Genomic DNA, 16,684 nt, shown 5'->3' with positions numbered 1-16,684 from the left:
TATTGTCAACATTCATGCAATATGAACTTGTGAGGATTATGTGGCGACTCCCGACATTTCCCGGTTGAAAATAGAGCGCGGCGCTCCCGCGCAAGTTCAAGGGCAGCGTTTCAAGCGCCGCCGCTGGATCAAGATCGCCGTGGTGGTGATCGTCATCGGCGTCGGCGGCAAGGTCGCCATGGGCCAGTTCGGCGGCAAGGCCAGCGTGGAAACCGTGACCGTGGCGCAGACCTATCCGGCGCAGAGCTACACCCTGCTCAACGCCACCGGGTACGTGGTGGCGCAGCGCAAGGCGGCGCTGTCGTCCAAGGCCACCGGCCGGCTGGAGTGGCTGGGCGTGCTCGAAGGCAGCAAGGTCAAGAAGGATGAAGTGATCGCGCGGCTGGAAAACCGCGACGTCAGCGCCTCGCTGGGCCTGGCGCAGGCCAACATCAAGGTGGCGCAGGCCAACCTGGAGCAAGGCCAGGCCGAACTGCTGGACGCGCAGGCCAACTTCAAGCGCACCGCCGAGCTGCTCAACCAGAAGTTCATCACCGCCTCGGCCTACGACACCGCGCAGGCGCGGCTGAACAAGGCCAAGGCCAATATCTCGGGCTACAACGCCGGCATCGCCGCCGCCAGGGCCAACGCGCAGTCGGCGCAAGTGGCGCTGGACCAGACGGTGATACGGGCGCCGTTCGACGGCGTGATCCTGACCAAGAGCGCCAACGTCGGCGACAACATCACGCCCTTCTCCTCCGCCGCCGACAGCAAGGGCGCCGTCGTCACCATCGCCGACATGGACACGCTGGAGGTGGAGGCCGACGTCTCCGAGTCGAACCTCAGCAAGATCCGCGTCGACCAGCCGACCGAGATCCTGCTCGATGCCTTTCCCGAGCTGCACCTGGCCGGCACCGTCTCGCGCATGGTGCCAACCATGGACCGCAGCAAGGCGACCTTGCTGGTCAAGGTGCGCTTCATCGACCGCGATCCGCGTGTGCTGCCGGACATGAGCGCCAAGGTGGCCTTCCTGTCGAAGGCCGTGCCGCCAGAAGACAAGCAGGCCGTCACCGCCGTGCAGGCGACTGCCCTCGCCACGCGCGACGGCAAGACCGTGGTGTTCGTGGTCGACGGCGACAAGGTCAGACAGGTGGCCGTCACCCAGGGCCGCAAGATCGGTGAACTGGTCGAACTCAAAGGCGTCAAGCCCGGCGACAAGCTGGTGATGTCACCGGACGCCAAGCTGCACGACGGCGCGCCGGTCAACCTGGCGAAGAAATAATGAGCGAACCACTGGTACTGATAGAACACCTGGTCAAGTCCTACCGTCGCGGCGACCAGGTGGTGGAGGTGCTGCGCGATATCAGCCTGGCGATACCGGCCGGCGATTTCACGGCGCTGATGGGCCCTTCCGGCTCCGGCAAAAGCACGCTGCTCAACCTCATCGCCGGCATCGACAAGCCCGATCGCGGCGTGCTGCGCATCGATGGCCTCGACATCGCCGGCATGGGCGAGACCGACCTGGCGCGCTGGCGCGCCACCAACGTCGGCTTCATCTTCCAGTTCTACAACCTGATGCCGGTGCTGTCGGCGTTCGAGAACGTCGAACTGCCGCTGCTGCTCACGCCCCTGTCGCGGCGCGAACGGCGCGAGCGCGTCGAGCTGACGCTAGAGATGGTCAACCTGGCCGACCGCATGGACCACACGCCGAACGAACTGTCCGGCGGCCAGCAGCAGCGCGTGGCCATCGCCCGCGCCATCGTCAGCGACCCGACGCTGATCGTGGCCGACGAGCCGACCGGTGACCTGGATCGCAATTCCGCCAGCGAGATCCTGGCCCTGCTCCAGCAGTTGAACCAGCAGCTGGGCAAGACCATCATCATGGTCACACACGACGCCAACGCGGCGGCGCAGGCACGCACCATGGTCCATCTCGAAAAAGGCGAATTGATCGCCGGCGAACCTGCCATTACGGCCTAGCACCATGTACACGCTGCGGCTGATCTTCAAGAACTCCATGCGCCACAAGCTGCGCACCTCGCTGACCATCCTCGGCCTGGTGGTGGCGATCTTTTCCTTCGGCCTGCTGCAAACGGTGGTCGATGCCTGGTACGCCGGCGCCGAGGGCGCGTCCAACACCACGCTGGTCACGCGCAACAAGACCTCGCTGGTGTTCCCGCTGCCGCTGTCCTACCAGGCGCGCATCCGCGCGGTGCGTGGCGTGTCCGGCGTCGGCTTCGCCAACTGGTTCCAGGGCACCTACAAGGACCCGAAGAACTTCTTTGCGCAGTTCGCCATCTCCGGCGAGAGCTACCTGAACATCTATCCCGACTACCTGCTGCCTGCGGAAGACCGCGTGGCCTTCCTCAAGGACCGCAAGGGCTGCATCGTCGGCCGCAAGCTGGCCGACCAATACGGCTTCAAGGTCGGCGACATCATTCCACTCAAGGGCACCATCTACCCCGGCAACTGGGAGCTGGTGGTGCGCGGCATCTACGACGGCAAGCAAAGCACCACCAACACCTCCACCCTGTTCTTCCACTGGGACTACGTCAACGAGACGATGAAGAAGGTGGCGCCGCGCCGCTCCAACCAGATCGGCGTGTACGTGGTGCAGATCGACCAGCCGGAGAACGCCGCCGCCATCTCCGCCGCCGTCGACAAGGAGTTCGCCAACTCGCTGGCCGAAACGCTGACCGAGACCGAGAAGGCGTTCCAGCTGGGCTTTGTCTCGATGTCCGAGGCGATCGTGGTGGCGATCCGCGTGGTGTCGTTCGTGGTCATCATCATTATCGCGGCGGTGATGGCCAACACCATGGCCATGAGCGCGCGCGAGCGGCTGGGCGAGTACGCCACCCTGAAGGCGCTCGGCTTCGGGCCCGGCTTCCTGACGCTGATGATCCTTGGCGAATCGCTGCTGCTGTCGGCGTTCGGCGCGGCGATCGGCATCGTCATCCTGTTCCCGTTCGCGGCCTTCCTGGGCAAGGCGATGGGCACCATGTTCCCGGTGTTTGAGGTGTCGCAGCTGACGGTGGTCCAGCAGGTGCTGGCGGCGCTGGCCATCGGCGCCGTCGCCGCCATCGCGCCGACGATACGGGCGGTGCGCATCAACATCGTCGACGGCTTGAGGAGCATAGGTTGAAGATCCCCCTGTCCTACGTGGCCCGCAACCTGTGGGCGCGCCGCCTGACCACCGCGCTGACCGGCGCCGGCCTGGCGCTGGTGGTGTTCGTGTTCGCCACGGTGCTGATGCTGGACGAAGGCCTGCGCAACACCATGGTCACCACCGGCGAATACGACAACGTGATCCTGATCCGCCGCTCGGCCGACACCGAGGTGCAGAGCGGCGTGGACCGCACCCAGGCCAGCGTGGCCTCCAGCCACCCGGCCATCGCGCTCGGCGCCGACGGCCAGCCCTTGCTGTCGAAGGAAACGGTGGTGCTCATTTCGCTCAACAAGCGCGGCTCGGCCAAGCCATCCAACGTCATCATCCGAGGCATTTCGCAGCGCGGGCTGATGCTGCGGCCGCAGGTCAAGCTGACGGCCGGCCGCATGTTCCGCCCCGGCGCTTCCGAGATCATCGCCGGCGCCAGCATCGCGCGCCGCTTCGAGGGCGCCGGCATCGGCGAGACGCTACGCTTCGGCCAGCGCGAGTGGACCGTGGTCGGCCTGTTCGACGCCGGCAACAGCGGCTTCGATTCCGAGATCTGGGGCGACGCCGACCAGCTGATGCCGGCCTTCCGCCGCAACGCCTATTCGGCCATGGTGCTGCGCCTGGCCGACACCTCGCTGTTCGACGGCTTCAAGAAGGACATCGAAAGCGACCAGCGCCTGACGCTGGACGCCAAGCGCGAACAGACCTTCTACTCCGACCAGTCGAAGGCGCTGTCCACCTTCATCAGCGTGCTGGGGCTGATCCTGTCGATCATCTTCTCGATCGGCGCGATGATAGGCGCCACCATCACCATGTACGCCTCGGTCGCCAATCGGGTCGGCGAGATCGGCACCTTGCGCGCATTGGGCTTCCAGCGCCGCAGCATCCTGGCCGCCTTCCTTGCCGAGTCGATGCTGCTGGCGGTGCTGGGCGGCGCGCTGGGCCTGGCCTGCGCTTCGCTGATGCAGTTCCTGTCCTTCTCGACCACCAATTTCCAATCCTTCTCCGAGCTGGCCTTTGGCTTCCGCCTGACGCCGGCGATCGTGGTCAAAACGCTCATGTTTTCGCTGGCGATGGGCATGGTCGGCGGCTTCCTGCCGGCGCTGCGCGCGTCCCGCATGAAAATCGTCGACGCCTTGCGCGCCGCGTGAGCAATGACGCAGCAAACCGCACCGCGGCAGCAACAATAGTAAATGAAAGCATGCTAGACTTGCCTGAATGCAAATTTCGCTACCCGCGCCATTTTTGCCTTCGGAGTCACTGCCGACCATGCCGCACAAGGATCACCCACCTGCCGCGCACGGAAACGCGCCGCGCCAACTCTGGCGCCGGCTACTGCTTTGCTGCGCGCTGCTGATGTCGATGCTGGCGGCGCCCGCCTGGGCCGCCAACGAACGCAAGGTGCTGGTGCTGTATTCGCTGGGCTCCGACTCCGCGTCGGCCTGGCAGCGCCTGATCCACAAAGGCCTGTCGGCCGAACTGGCCGCCAAGAACCTGACCTCCATGCTGGGCATTTTCGAAGAACGTTTCGACGCCGTGCGTGTCGGCGACGAGCAGGCGCAGGCCGGCATGGAGCAATACCTGCGCACCAAGTACGCCCACATCCAGTTCGACGCCATCATCACCGAGAACTACGTGGCGGCGCGCTTCCTCAGCGAGCGTCCCGACCTGTTCCGCGGCGTGCCGCGCCACTACGTCAACCACGGACGCCGGGCCTGGACCCCGTCCGACGGCGTCGCCTACCAGGTCCATGCGAATTTCGAACGGGCCATTGGCGTCATCCCGCAAGTGGCGCCGGATGTGCGGCACATCGTGGTCATCGGCGACAGCACGGAACGCATGCAGGAATCGGTGGTCGGCGTGCGCCAGGCGGCCGCCAACTACGACCAGCAGATGCGCTTCGAATACTGGGATCAACTCAGCTACGACCAGATCTTCCGCCAGGCCGCGCTGCTGCGGCCCGGCAGCGCCATCTTCCTGCTGCCCACCTACCACGACGTCACCGGCGCGCGGCGCCGGCCGGTGGACATCGCGCGCCAACTGGCCGCCACCACGCAGGTGCCGGTGTTCACCAACTGGGAGGCCATCGTGGTGCCCGGCGTGGTCGGCGGCTACGTGGTCAGCGCCGAACGCATAGGCCGCGCCATCGCCGCCATCCTGATGCAGCAGAAGCCCGATATCGCCGGCATACCCGGCTACCTGTTCGACTACGGCGCGGTGCAGCGCTTCCGCTTGCAGAACATTCCACCGACGGCGCAATGGCTCAACCGCCCACGCAGCGTGTTCGAGCAATACCTGTGGCAGATACTGGCCGGCGTCACCTTGATCGTACTGGAAGGGATACTGATTTCGGCGCTGATCGTCGCGCTGCGCGGGCGCCGCCAGACGCTGAGCGCGCTGCACGATGAACGCAACCAGCTGGAAGCGCGGGTGCTGCAGCGCACGCTGGAGCTGATGGTGGCCAACACCAAGCTGGAACAGCTGGCCACCACCGACCCGCTGACCGGCATCGGCAACCGCCGCCGCATGACAGAGCAGATCAACAAGGAGCTTGAACGCAGCCGCCGCTTCAAGCATCCGCTGTCGCTGTTGATGGTCGACATCGACCACTTCAAGAACGTCAACGACATCTACGGCCACGAGGCCGGCGACCGCGCCATCGTGGCGGTGGCCAAGGCGCTGGCGGGCGGCATGCGCAATATCGACATGGCGTCGCGCTTCGGCGGCGAGGAATTCGTGCTGCTGATGCCGGAAACCGAAATCAATGTCGCCAACGGCGCCGCCGAGCGCCTGCGCAGCGATGTCGCAGCCCTGCGCATCGAGGGCGACAACGGCGAGCAGATATCGCTCACCGTCAGCATCGGCGTGGCGGCTTCGATGCCGGAGGGGGCGCCGGACAGCGCCTCGTCACTGATCTCGCGCGCCGACAAGGCGCTGTACCAGGCCAAGCACGAAGGGCGCGACCGGGTGGTCAGCGCCTGATCTCGCGGCAGGCGCGGCCTACACCGACCTCATATTTAAATACGAATCATTATCATTTGTATTGACATTCGCCTTTGCGGCGGATAAGCTGACGGCATAGCATTTAAGACAAGCTTTCAATCCACAGACGCCGCCATGCCCCACACCCTTGCCTTCCTTCCCCATTACGCGGCCGCCCGCGCCCGCACGCTGCGCCAATTCGTCGAGGCCTTCTGGAACGAGGGCTGCCTGCTCGGCGCCATCGCACCGGAGCGGGACCGCCTGCGGCTGGAGGGCCGTGACGAGCGCGATACGCCGCTGGTCTACCACATCGATATCGCCAGCCACAGCGCATTCGACCGCCTGCGGCTGCGCGGTGAGCTGCGCGGCGGCGATACGCAAGCCGATCTCGCCGCCGTGGTGTCGGCGCTGGTGCGGCACCTGCAACCGCAGGCGGATGCCTTGCGCCGCTTCGTCGCCGAGCTGCAGCAGACCGCGCTCAAACAAGCCTGGTCGATGACGGCGGCGCCGCAGGCCACGCTGCAATCGTCCTACGCTTTGCAGGAGGCGGAACTGGGCGACGGCCACCCTTACCATCCGTGCTTCCGTTCGCGCATCGGCTTCAGCATCGACGAGCACCGCCGCTACGGGCCGGAATTCGCGCAAGCGATCGAGTTGACCTGGCTGGCGATCGACCGCGAAGCCAGCGAAACCCACCAGTTGCCGGAGCTCGACTACGACAGCTTCGTGGCGTCGCAATTGGGAATGGCCGAATACCGCCGCCTGCTAGTCGAGATCGAAGCGCAGGGCCATGCGCCAGCGCGTTACCGCCTGCTGCCGGTGCATCCATGGCAATGGGAGCACGGCGTGGCGCCACACTTCGCCGACTGGCTGGCCGACGGCACCTTGCTGCACCTGGGCGCGGGCCGCGCCGAATGGCTGGCGCAGCAATCAATACGCTCGCTCAGCTGCCTGACGGCCGATGACCGCTGCAACCTGAAGCTGCCGCTGGCCATCGCCAATAGTTCCGCCGATCGCATCCTCTCCGACCACCATGTGCACAACGCGCCCATCATCTCGCGCTGGCTGGACGCCATCTGCCGCGACGATGCCTTTCTCGCCGACGGCCAGCGACTGGCGATACTGGCCGAACCGGCCGGCATCACGATCGCCGCACCGCGCCAGCGCGCGGGCGCCTATGGCATGTTGGGCGCGATATGGCGCAGCGCACCGGAGTCGGTGCTGGCCGAGGGCGAACAGATATTCCCGATGACCGCCCTCACCACGCAGACGGCCGACGGCGAACTGACCATCGGCCCGTGGCTGGCGCGGCATGGCGCGGAACGCTGGGTGGCCGCGCTGCTGGAGGCCAGCGTGCCTCCGTTGCTGCACCTGATGATGGCGCACGGCGTACTGCTTGAATGCCATGCGCAAAACACCCTGCTGATACTGCACGACGGCCTGCCGCGCCGCATCGCCATCCGCGATCTGCCCGGCGGCCTGCACTATCTGCAAGGCGCCACCGACGAAGCGCAACTGGCCGGCCTGCGCAGCGCGCCGGCCTACCGCAACGCGCTCAACGCCAGCGCCGGATTCATGTTCGACTCGCCGGCGGAGGCGCGCGACTACCTGCTGGAAGTGCTGTTCTTTATCAACCTGGGAGAACTGGCGTGGCGGCTGCAGTGCCACCACGGCTATGCGGAGGCACTGTTCTGGGCCCAGGCCGCGCACACCGTTCAATCGTATCTGTCGCGCTTTCCTGCGCACGCCGCGCGCCATCGCGAGTTCGACCTGCTCGGCGCGCAGTTGCGGATTGAGTGCCTGGCCGCGCGCCGCCTGCTTGGATGGAGCACGCCGCGCCTGCGCACGGTCGGCAGTCCCCTGGCGGCGGCTAACACCGGCGGCGCCACATGAACCTGGCGCAGACCGCAGCGCGCCAGGCCGGGACGACGCGCGCGGTGATGGTCACGGTCGCCGGCCACTTCGGCGCGGCCTTCGCCGCCTTGTGCATGCCGCCGTTTTACGCGCAGATCCTGGAATCGAGCTTTCCGGCGAGCGCGCCGTCGGCGGCGCTGGCCGGCTGGTACTTCACGCTGCCGACGCTGGCCGCAGCCATCGCCAACCCGGCCTGGGGGCGCCTGGCCGACCGCATCGGCCGCCGCGCCTCGCTGATGCGGGCGCACGCTGGCTTGTGCCTCAGCTTCATCCTCACCGGCCTGGCGCGCACGCCGCTGGAATTCGCACTGGGCCTGATGCTGCAAGGGCTGCTGGGCGGGACCTTCTCCGCGTCCAACGCCTATCTGGCGGAACAACTGCCGCCGGCGCGGCTGGCGACACTGCTCGGCGTGATGCAGGCGTCGGCGCGCACCGCCTTGTTCGCCGGCCCGGCACTGATCGGCATGATGAGCGGGCACGCCAACATGCTGCAGCTGTTCCTGTACCTGGCGTTGTTCCCCGGCGTCGCTTGCGTGGTGCTGTACCTGCTTCCGGACGCCAGTGCGCCGCGCCGGCCGGCGCCGGCCGCCGCGAACACCGTCGCATCGACCGGCGCACAGGCCATCGCCGCCGCCGGTTGCGGCGTCAGCGCCGTCAACCTGTACCGGTTGCAGGCGCTGTTCGCCATCGGCACCGTTCTCACCTATCCCTACTTTGTCAGCGACCTCGCGCAGCGGCTGCAGATCGGCGCCGCCACGGCCGGAATGATGTTCGGCCTGCCGCACGCGCTGTTCCTATTGTTGGCGTGGCCGTTGGGACGCAAGCTCGGTTACGCCAATGCCCGTGCCGCGCTCGGATGGTACGCCGCACTGACCAGCGCCGGCCTGCTGCTGCAGGCCATGGCCGACACGCTGCCGTTGCTGCTGGCCGGCCGCATCCTGATGGGCATAGGCATGACCGGCGCCTACCTGGCCATCAACACGCTGGCTGCGGCCACCTCCACCATCGAGCACGCCGGCCGCCACTTCGGCAGCCTGGAAGGGGCCAACAAATGGGGCGCCGTCAGCGCCGGCCTGCTGGCCAGCCTGTTGGCGCCGTCGCTCGGCTATGCCGCACCGCTATGGCTGGGGACTGCCGTTGTCGCCGCGCTGTTTATTTCAATGAAATGGAAACTTCTATGAACTCACCGCTGTTACCCAAGCATCTGCAGCCCGCCCCTTCCGAAACCGAGAGCTTCGCCGAACAGCAGCACGGCCGGCTGCTGATCAACTGCTATGCGCGCGAAGTGGCAATGCAGGAGCACACACTGGCTGTCTTGCCGGCCAGCCGCAGTGCCCATCCGGCGATGCCTGCCGACTATCGTGGACAGGTGCTGGAAATCGCCTTGCCCCGCCTGGGGAGCCAGTTGTGCGTCGGCGTGCTGCACGTGTCGGCGACCGCCAATTTCGACTACACCACCGGCGTCTACCTGCGCACAGGGCAGGAAGCCTGGCGCGACGCCGGCTGGCGAGAACTGGCGCGGCTCATCATCGAAGACCTGTCCTGCCGCGCCGCGACGCCGTTCAACGAAGAACTGCTGCAACAGATCGGCGACAGCATCGCCACCATGCAGGACGTGATGGACCGCCGTCCGGCGCCGGCGCTCCCACCTGCCGCAGCCGGCGCCACGCCTCTGCAGCCGTATATCGGAAGCGAGCAGGGGCTGCTGACTGGCCACCCCTTCCATCCTGCGCCGAAAAGCCGCTCCGACTGGTCGCCCGCCGAGCAGCGCGACTACTCGCCGGAACACAAGGCCAGCATGCGTCTGCACTACTTCCAGCTTCCGCAAGAGTGGCTGCTCAGCGACAGCATCGACGCCGGCGCGCTGCAAACACTCGGTGCGCACGGCCTGCAGCCCGGCGACGGCGGCGCGATCCTGCCGCTGCATCCGTGGCAGGCCGGCTGGATGCGCCGGCAGCCGCGCATCGCCAGCGCCTTGTGCAGCGGCGAGATCCTCGACCTCGGCCCCCACGGCCTGCCCTTCCATCCAACGGCGTCGGTGCGCACACTGCTGGCCGAGGACGCGGCGTCTTTCGTCAAGCTGTCGCTCAATATGCGCATCACCAACTGCATCCGCAACAACGCCCGCCACGAACTGCAAAGCGCGCTGACCGGCACGCGGCTGTACCGCACCGTGCAGGCCGACATGCAAAGCCGCTTCCCTGGCTTCCGCGTGATGGAGGAACAGGCCTACGTCACCGCCGACCTGCCCGGCGCCGATCCGGAGCTGAGCAACGGCTTCGGCGTGCTGCTGCGCGAGGGCGTGGCCGGCCTGCTGCAACAGGGCGTGCAGCCGATCGTGTGCGCCGCGCTGTTCGGCAACGGCGAACATGGACGCAAGCAGGTCTTCGCCCAGATCGAGCGCTATGCGCTGCATCGCGGCTATACGCTGGAACAAGCCGCGCGCCGCTGGTTCGCGCGTTACGCGGAAACCGCCGTGCACCCTATCTTGTACCTGCTGTTCGAGCACGGCGTGGCGTTCGAGCCGCACATGCAAAACACGGTCGTCGGACTTGACGGCGAAGGTGCGCCCAGCCACTTCATCCTGCGCGACCTGGAGCTCACGCGGCTTGCACCGCAGGCGCACGCGCTGGCCCGCGCCATGCAGCTGGAACCCGGCACGCTGTCCGCGCTGTGCTGCACCGACGAGCGGGCCTGGATACGCATCGGCTACTGCCTGTTCGTCAACAATCTGTGCGAGGTCATCGCCAGCATCGCCAACGGCAACCACACGCTGTACCTCGGCCTGTGGGGAGTTCTGCGCAACACGCTGCAGGACTATCTGGCGAAGTTCCCCAATCCGTCCGCCAGCCGCCGCATCCGGGGCCTGCTGGCGGGCGAGCCCCTGCCGGCCAAAGGCAATCTGCTGACGCGCTTCCTGCGCCAGGCCGACCGCCAGGCCAGCTATCTTCCCTTGTATCACCCGCTTGGCGTCGTCAACGGCGCGGCGGCATCTTATTAACGACAGCACTTCAAAACAATGAAAACAGTTCTCAAACCACTCCCCCTGCTGTTGGCAGGCTTCGTTTTCTCGGCCCAGGCGGACGACATCCAAACCATGCAGCTGGTGACCGTGATGGGCTCCAGCGACGGCCTGGCCGCAACCGTCGGCGGCACCAAGGCCCCTGGCAGTCTGCTCGACGCGCCGCAATCGGTCAGCGTGGTCACCGCGGAGAATCTGCGCAACCGCGCCGCGCTGACCAGCAAGGATGCGCTGGACTACGTTAGCAGCGTGGTCGCTGGCCAGGGCGAAGGCCGGCGCGATGAATTCTACATTCGCGGCTTCTACTCGCTGCGCGACACCAGCCTCGATGGCGTGCGCGACGACACGCTGTATTCGCGCGACCTGGCGACGGTGGAGAAGATAGAAGTGATCAAGGGCGCGGCGGCGGCGCTGTATGGCCGCGGTTCGGCCGGTGGCCTGATCAACCGCGTCAGCAAGCAACCGCGCGCCCAACAGGAAACCGAGGTCTCCGCCACGCTGGGATCGGACAACGAACGGCGCGTCAGCGTCGACGCCGGCGGCGCCCTGGGCGGCGGCATCAACGGCCGCCTGATCGCCGTGTACGACACCGGCGACAGCTATCGCGACGTGGTCGAACACACGCGCAAGCTGCTGGCGCCCTCGCTGAAGTTTGCGCTGTCGCCGGCCACTACGCTGCTGCTGCAAGCCGAGGTGCAGCGCGAAGACCGCACGCCGGATCGCGGCGTGCCGTCGCTGGCGGGCCGCCCGGTCGCGGTGTCGCCTTCCACCTATTACGGCGAAAGTTATGACTACACCAGCACCGACAGCGACATGGCGAAGGCGAAGCTGGAACACCGCTTCAACGACCGCCTGAAACTGGAGAACACCTTCCAGTACAGCCGCACCGAACTTGAAGGCGTGAACACCCGCAACCGCCGCGTCAACGCCGACAACACCGTGTCGCGCCAGATCACTTACTTCCCGCAGACGCAGCGTAACCTGATCAATCAAACCGAGTTGGCGTACACGCTGGACCGGCATGCGTTGCTGGTCGGGCTGGAGCTGTCGGACCAGAAGCGCGACGTCATCACCGCGCAGACCGGCATCGCCTATCCGGTAAGCCTGTACGCGCCGCAGCACGTGCTGCCGGCGCCTAACTTGGGCGCCCTGCCGATCGCGCTGAACAACGCATTCACTGCCAAGACGCAGGCGCTGTACCTGCAGGACCAGATCACTATCGCACCGCAGTGGAAGGCGCTGGCGGGAGTGCGCTACGACCGCTTCCAGCAGGAGCAAACCAATCGCCTGAGCAAAGTATTCAGCGAACGTACCGACAACGTCGTCTCGCCGCGCGCGGGGCTGGTGTACCAGCCGCTGGACGGACAATCGTGGTACCTGAACCTGAGCCGCTCGTCGCAGCCGGGCGGCGGCGACCTGCTTTACACCGGCAGCACGCCGCTGTCGCAGGTCAAGCCCTTGCAGACGGATTTGCAGGAAGTGGGCTACAAGCAGGATTGGATGGGCGGCCGCTTCTACACCACCGCCGCGCTGTTCCGCATCGAGCAGCGCAACCAGTTGACGCTGGACCCCACCGATGCCGCCGGCCTGCGCCAGCTACAAGTCGGCAAGCAACGCAACCAGGGCGTGGAGCTGGAACTGCAAGGCGCGCTGTGGCAAGGCGGACGCTTGAACGCGTCCTATACCTACAACGATGCGCGCGTCGTGGCGTCCAACGATATCCCGAGGGGCAACCGGGCGGAGATGACGCCGCGTCATCGCGCCTCGCTTTGGGTGGACCAGGAACTGGGCGGAGCGTGGAACGCGGGCCTGGGCGTGCTGTTCAGCGGCAGCCAGTTCGCGCTGTCCGACAATGCCGTGCGTCTGCCCGGCTACGGCCGCGTTGACGCGGCGCTGGGCTATCGCGGCAAGCGCTACGACGTGCGGTTCAAGTTGAATAACGTCGGCAATGCGCGCTTCTACGAATCGGCCATCAACAACGTGCAGATCCAGCCGGGCGCGCCGCGCAACGCGAGCGTGACGCTGACCAGCCGGTTCTGATTCCGCCGGCGCCTACTCGGCGTCCGGCTGCTGCGACGGGTGCGCCTGCTGGAAGGCGGGCAGCTCGGCGCAGGCCTCGAAGATGCGCATGATGGTCGGGTACGGCGCCAGGTCGACTCCGAAGCGCTGGGCGCCGAAGACCTGCGGCACCAGGCAGCAGTCGGCCAGCGTCGGCGTGTCGCCGTGGCAGTAGCGGCCAGTGCGCGCATCGTCGGCCAGCAGGCGCTCCAGCGTCGCCATGCCGGTGCGCAGCCAGTGCTGCTGCCATTCCACCTTGACTTCCTCGGTCACCTTCAACTGCCCCTTCAAGTACTTCAGCACGCGCAGGTTGCCCAGCGGGTGAGTGTCCGCAGCCACCGTCAGCGCCAGCGCGCGCACGCGGGCGCGGTCGGCCGCGACGGCGGGCAGCAGCGGCACTTGCGGACGCGTCTCCTCCAGGTATTCGATGATGGCCAGCGACTGGCCAATCACGCTGCCGTCGTCGTCCAGCGTCGGCAGCAGCGCCGATGGATTGAGCGCGCGATAGGATTCGGCCAGCTGTTCGCCGCCGTCGCGCAGCAGGTGCACCGGCATGGCATCGTAGGCCAGGCCTTTCAGGTTCAGCGCAATGCGCACGCGGTAGGCGGCGGTACTGCGGAAGTAGGTATAAAGCTTCATACAAAATCTCGTTCAAGAATTGGGGCTGCCTGCGGACGCTCCATCATCCACAGCATGGCGGCGGACAGCAGCGCCGGCACGGCGGCGATGATGAAGATGGTGCTGTTCGGCCAGTTCATGCGTATCAGTTCACCGCCCAGCACCGGGCCGATGATGGAGCCGACCCGCCCCACGCCCAGGCTCCAGCCGATACCGGTGGAGCGCAACGTGGTCGGATAGTAGTTGGCCGCCAATGCATTGACGGCGGGCTGGCCGCCGACGATGCAGAAGCCGGCCACCAGAATCGCCAGGCACAGGAAGGCCAGCGACGCTTCCGGACGGCCGATCAGCATGATCGCCACGGCGGCCACCAGGAAGCCGGGTATCAGCACGCGGCGGAAGCTGGAACGGTCGATCAGTTGACCCATCATCAGCGTGCCGATGGTGCCGCCAATCGGCAGAATGGTACCGGCCAATACGGCCATGCTGGTCGACAGGCCGGCGCCCTTGAGGATGGTCGGGAGCCAGTTCGATAAAAAGTACAGGTTGAGCAGGTTGAGGAAGTTGACCAGCCAAAGCAGCACGGTGGTGCGCGCGCGGCCTTCGCGGAACAGCTCCGTCACCGAACCGCGCTTGCCGGCCTTCTCGTGCACCAGGTAGCGGCTGCCCGCGTGCACGGTGGACGATGGATCGATACGGCGCAGCCACTGCGCCACACGCTCGACGCGCTTGCCGCTCAGGACCACGTACTGCATCGACTCCGGCAGCATGAAGATCATCAGCACGCCGATCGCCAGCGGCATCACCCCGCCGACATAGAACACCGACTGCCAGCCGAACGACGGTATCAGCGCGGCCGAAGCCAGGCCGCCGACCACGGCGCCCACGGTGAAGCCGCAGGAGACCAGCATCATCAGCGTGACGCGGCGTCGCGCAGGGCTGTACTCGCCCGCCAGCGCCATCACGTTGGGCATGATGGCGCCCAAGCCTATGCCTGTGACGAAGCGCAGCCACTGCAACTGCTCCAGCGTGGTGCACGACGGCGTAAGCAGCATGCAGACCGAGAAGAACATGGTGGCGACGATCAGCACCGGACGGCGGCCGATTTTGTCGGCCATCACGCTGAACACCAGCGACCCGGCCAGCATGCCGAACAGGCCCGCGCCAAACACCGGCCCGAGGCTGGCTTTGCTGACGTGCCATTCCTGGATGATGGCCGGCGCCACGTAACCCATCGCCTGCACGTCGAAGCCGTCCATCAGGATGCACAGGCCGCACAGCACATAGACGCCGATCTGGAAAGCGCTGATCTTGTTCTTGTCGATGAGTGCGGGGATATCTACTGCTTGTTCCATGCTTGTCTCCTCCTGCCTCGCCGGCGCCTTAGCTGCGCTCTTGGTAGTGCGTGACGGTTTGCTCGATGGCGCCGAAGATGCTGGCGCCCTGCTCGTCCTTCATCTCGATGCGCACGCTGTCGCCGAACTTGAGGAAGGCGGTCTGCGGCTTGCCGCTTTCGATGGTCTCGTACATGCGCACTTCGGCCAGGCAGCAGTAGCCCACGCCGCCGTTGGCGATGCTCGATCCGTGCAGGTTGCCCTGCTTGTTCGACACCGTGCCGGAACCGATGATGGTGCCAGCCGCCAGCTCACGCGTAGCGGCGGCGTGCGCCACCAGTTGCGCGAAGTTGAAGGTCATGTCTTCGCCGGCGTTCGGCTTGCCGAAGGGCTGCTTGTTCAAATCGACCAGCAGCGGCAGGTGCAGCTTGGTGTCGGCCCAGTGCGCGCCCAGTTCGTCCGGCGTGACGGCCACCGGCGAGAAGGCGCTGGCGGCCTTCGACTGGAAGAAGCCGAAGCCCTTGGCCAGTTCGTTCGGGATCAGGTTGCGCAGCGAAACGTCGTTGACCAGCATGACCAGGCGAATCGCTTTCGCGCAGTCGCCGGTGCTGGCGCCCATGCGCACGTCGCCGGTGATGACGCCCACTTCGGCTTCCAGGTCGATGCCCCATTCTTCCGACAGCGCGAAGATCGGATCGCGCGGGCCGATGAAACTGTCCGAGCCGCCCTGGTACATCAGCGGGTCGGTGTAGAAGGAGGCCGGCACTTCGGCGTTGCGCGCCTTGCGCACCAGTTCAACGTGGTTGATGTAGGCCGAGCCGTCGGCCCATTGGTAGGCGCGCGGCAGCGGCGAGTGGCAGTACTGCTGGTCGAACGGATGGGTGTCGATGGCGTCGCCTGCGTTCAGCGAGGCATAGACCTGCTCCAGGGCTGGCGACACCAGGTCCCAGTTGTCCAGCGCGTGCTGCAGCGTGGCGGAGATTTTCGGTACGTGCTGGTAGCGCGACAGGTCGCGGCTGACCACCACCAGGCGGCCATCGCGGCTGCCATCTTTCAGGGTTGCGAGCTTCATGCCTTCACCTCCGGTGCGTGCATCCAGGCGGCGTGCTTGGGCGCCTTACGGGTCTGCGACCACTCTTCCAGCATCTCCCATTTGACGGCGTCCAGGCGCTGCATCATCTCCGGCGTGCCGGTGTTGACCGCCAGTTCGAGGCGGTGGCCGTTCGGGTCGAAGAAGTAGATCGATTTGAAGATGGTGTGGTTGATCGGGCCGATCACGCTGATGCCGGCGGCGACCAGGCGCTCCTTGGCGGCCAGCAGTTCGTCCATGGTCTCGACTTCCATCGCCAGGTGCTGCACCCAGGCCGGGGTGTTGTGGTCGCGGTCCATCGGCGCCTGGGTCGGCAGCTCGAAGAAGGCCAGCACGTTGCCGTGGCCGGCGTCCAGGAACACGTGCATGTACGGGTCCGGGGCCTTGGTGGACGGCACTTCGTCTTCGGCGATGGCCAGCACGAAGTCCATGTTCAGGTGTTTGACGTACCACTCGACGGTCTGCTTGGCGTCGATGCAGCGGTAGGCCACGTGGTGTATTTGCTTGATTTTCATATTTGTCTCCAACTGAGT

General features: G+C 66.2%; 13 protein-coding genes. 9 read left to right on the top strand and 4 right to left on the bottom strand.

All coding sequences use genetic code 11. The features are described from left to right. The first annotated feature begins 40 nt into the window (after window positions 1–40). From KVP70_RS21520 to KVP70_RS21480, 9 genes are all read left to right on the top strand, one after another. On the top strand, window positions 41–1,261 hold the full coding sequence (locus KVP70_RS21520) for an efflux RND transporter periplasmic adaptor subunit (protein ID WP_217944260.1): 1,221 nt from the start codon (window positions 41–43) through the stop codon (window positions 1,259–1,261). Further along, window positions 1,261–1,959, top strand: coding sequence for an ABC transporter ATP-binding protein (locus KVP70_RS21515; protein ID WP_217944259.1), 699 nt, complete (start codon window positions 1,261–1,263; stop codon window positions 1,957–1,959). The genes KVP70_RS21520 and KVP70_RS21515 overlap by 1 nt, the downstream gene beginning before the upstream one ends. Before the next feature lie 4 nt (window positions 1,960–1,963). Beyond that, window positions 1,964–3,121 (top strand): ABC transporter permease, encoded by a 1,158-nt coding sequence (locus tag KVP70_RS21510; RefSeq protein WP_217944258.1) that lies wholly within the window; start codon window positions 1,964–1,966, stop codon window positions 3,119–3,121. Next, window positions 3,118–4,284: an ABC transporter permease gene (locus tag KVP70_RS21505; protein WP_217944257.1), complete on the top strand. Its 1,167-nt coding sequence runs from the start codon at window positions 3,118–3,120 to the stop codon at window positions 4,282–4,284. Before KVP70_RS21510 ends, KVP70_RS21505 begins: the two co-directional genes overlap by 4 nt. 118 nt (window positions 4,285–4,402) lie before the next feature. Beyond that, window positions 4,403–6,115 carry a GGDEF domain-containing protein gene (locus tag KVP70_RS21500; RefSeq protein WP_229224999.1) on the top strand — a complete coding sequence of 571 codons (1,713 nt, stop codon included), beginning with the start codon at window positions 4,403–4,405 and terminating at the stop codon, window positions 6,113–6,115. 135 nt (window positions 6,116–6,250) lie between these two features. Continuing rightward, a complete protein-coding gene (locus KVP70_RS21495; RefSeq protein WP_217944256.1) occupies window positions 6,251–8,008 on the top strand; it encodes an IucA/IucC family protein in 1,758 nt (585 codons plus the stop codon). Next, window positions 8,005–9,210, top strand: coding sequence for an MFS transporter (locus tag KVP70_RS21490; protein WP_217944255.1), 1,206 nt, complete (start codon window positions 8,005–8,007; stop codon window positions 9,208–9,210). Before KVP70_RS21495 ends, KVP70_RS21490 begins: the two co-directional genes overlap by 4 nt. Beyond that, window positions 9,207–11,030 carry an IucA/IucC family protein gene (locus KVP70_RS21485; protein ID WP_217944254.1) on the top strand — a complete coding sequence of 608 codons (1,824 nt, stop codon included), beginning with the start codon at window positions 9,207–9,209 and terminating at the stop codon, window positions 11,028–11,030. The genes KVP70_RS21490 and KVP70_RS21485 overlap by 4 nt, the downstream gene beginning before the upstream one ends. Before the next feature lie 18 nt (window positions 11,031–11,048). Further along, window positions 11,049–13,091, top strand: coding sequence for a TonB-dependent receptor (locus KVP70_RS21480; protein WP_217944253.1), 2,043 nt, complete (start codon window positions 11,049–11,051; stop codon window positions 13,089–13,091). Between the two features lie 12 nt (window positions 13,092–13,103). Here KVP70_RS21480 and maiA read toward each other — a convergent pair whose 3' ends face one another. From maiA to KVP70_RS21460, 4 genes are read right to left on the bottom strand one after another with little or no spacing between them, the layout of a single operon-like run. Continuing rightward, a complete protein-coding gene (gene maiA, locus KVP70_RS21475; RefSeq protein WP_217944252.1) occupies window positions 13,104–13,748 on the bottom strand; it encodes a maleylacetoacetate isomerase in 645 nt (214 codons plus the stop codon). Continuing rightward, window positions 13,745–15,082: an MFS transporter gene (locus KVP70_RS21470; RefSeq protein ID WP_217944251.1), complete on the bottom strand. Its 1,338-nt coding sequence runs from the start codon at window positions 15,080–15,082 to the stop codon at window positions 13,745–13,747. Before KVP70_RS21470 ends, maiA begins: the two co-directional genes overlap by 4 nt. 28 nt (window positions 15,083–15,110) lie before the next feature. After that, entirely contained in the window at window positions 15,111–16,133 is a 1,023-nt protein-coding gene (locus tag KVP70_RS21465) for a fumarylacetoacetate hydrolase family protein (RefSeq protein WP_217944250.1), read from the bottom strand. Next, entirely contained in the window at window positions 16,130–16,666 is a 537-nt protein-coding gene (locus KVP70_RS21460; protein WP_020702047.1) for a VOC family protein, read from the bottom strand. Before KVP70_RS21460 ends, KVP70_RS21465 begins: the two co-directional genes overlap by 4 nt. Window positions 16,667–16,684: the final 18 nt, after the last annotated feature.

Source organism: Duganella violaceipulchra (genome assembly GCF_019166075.1).
Classification (GTDB): domain Bacteria; phylum Pseudomonadota; class Gammaproteobacteria; order Burkholderiales; family Burkholderiaceae_D; genus Rugamonas; species Rugamonas violaceipulchra.
Note: the sequence above shows the minus strand (reverse complement) of the source record. Positions and strands in the feature narration are given on the sequence as shown.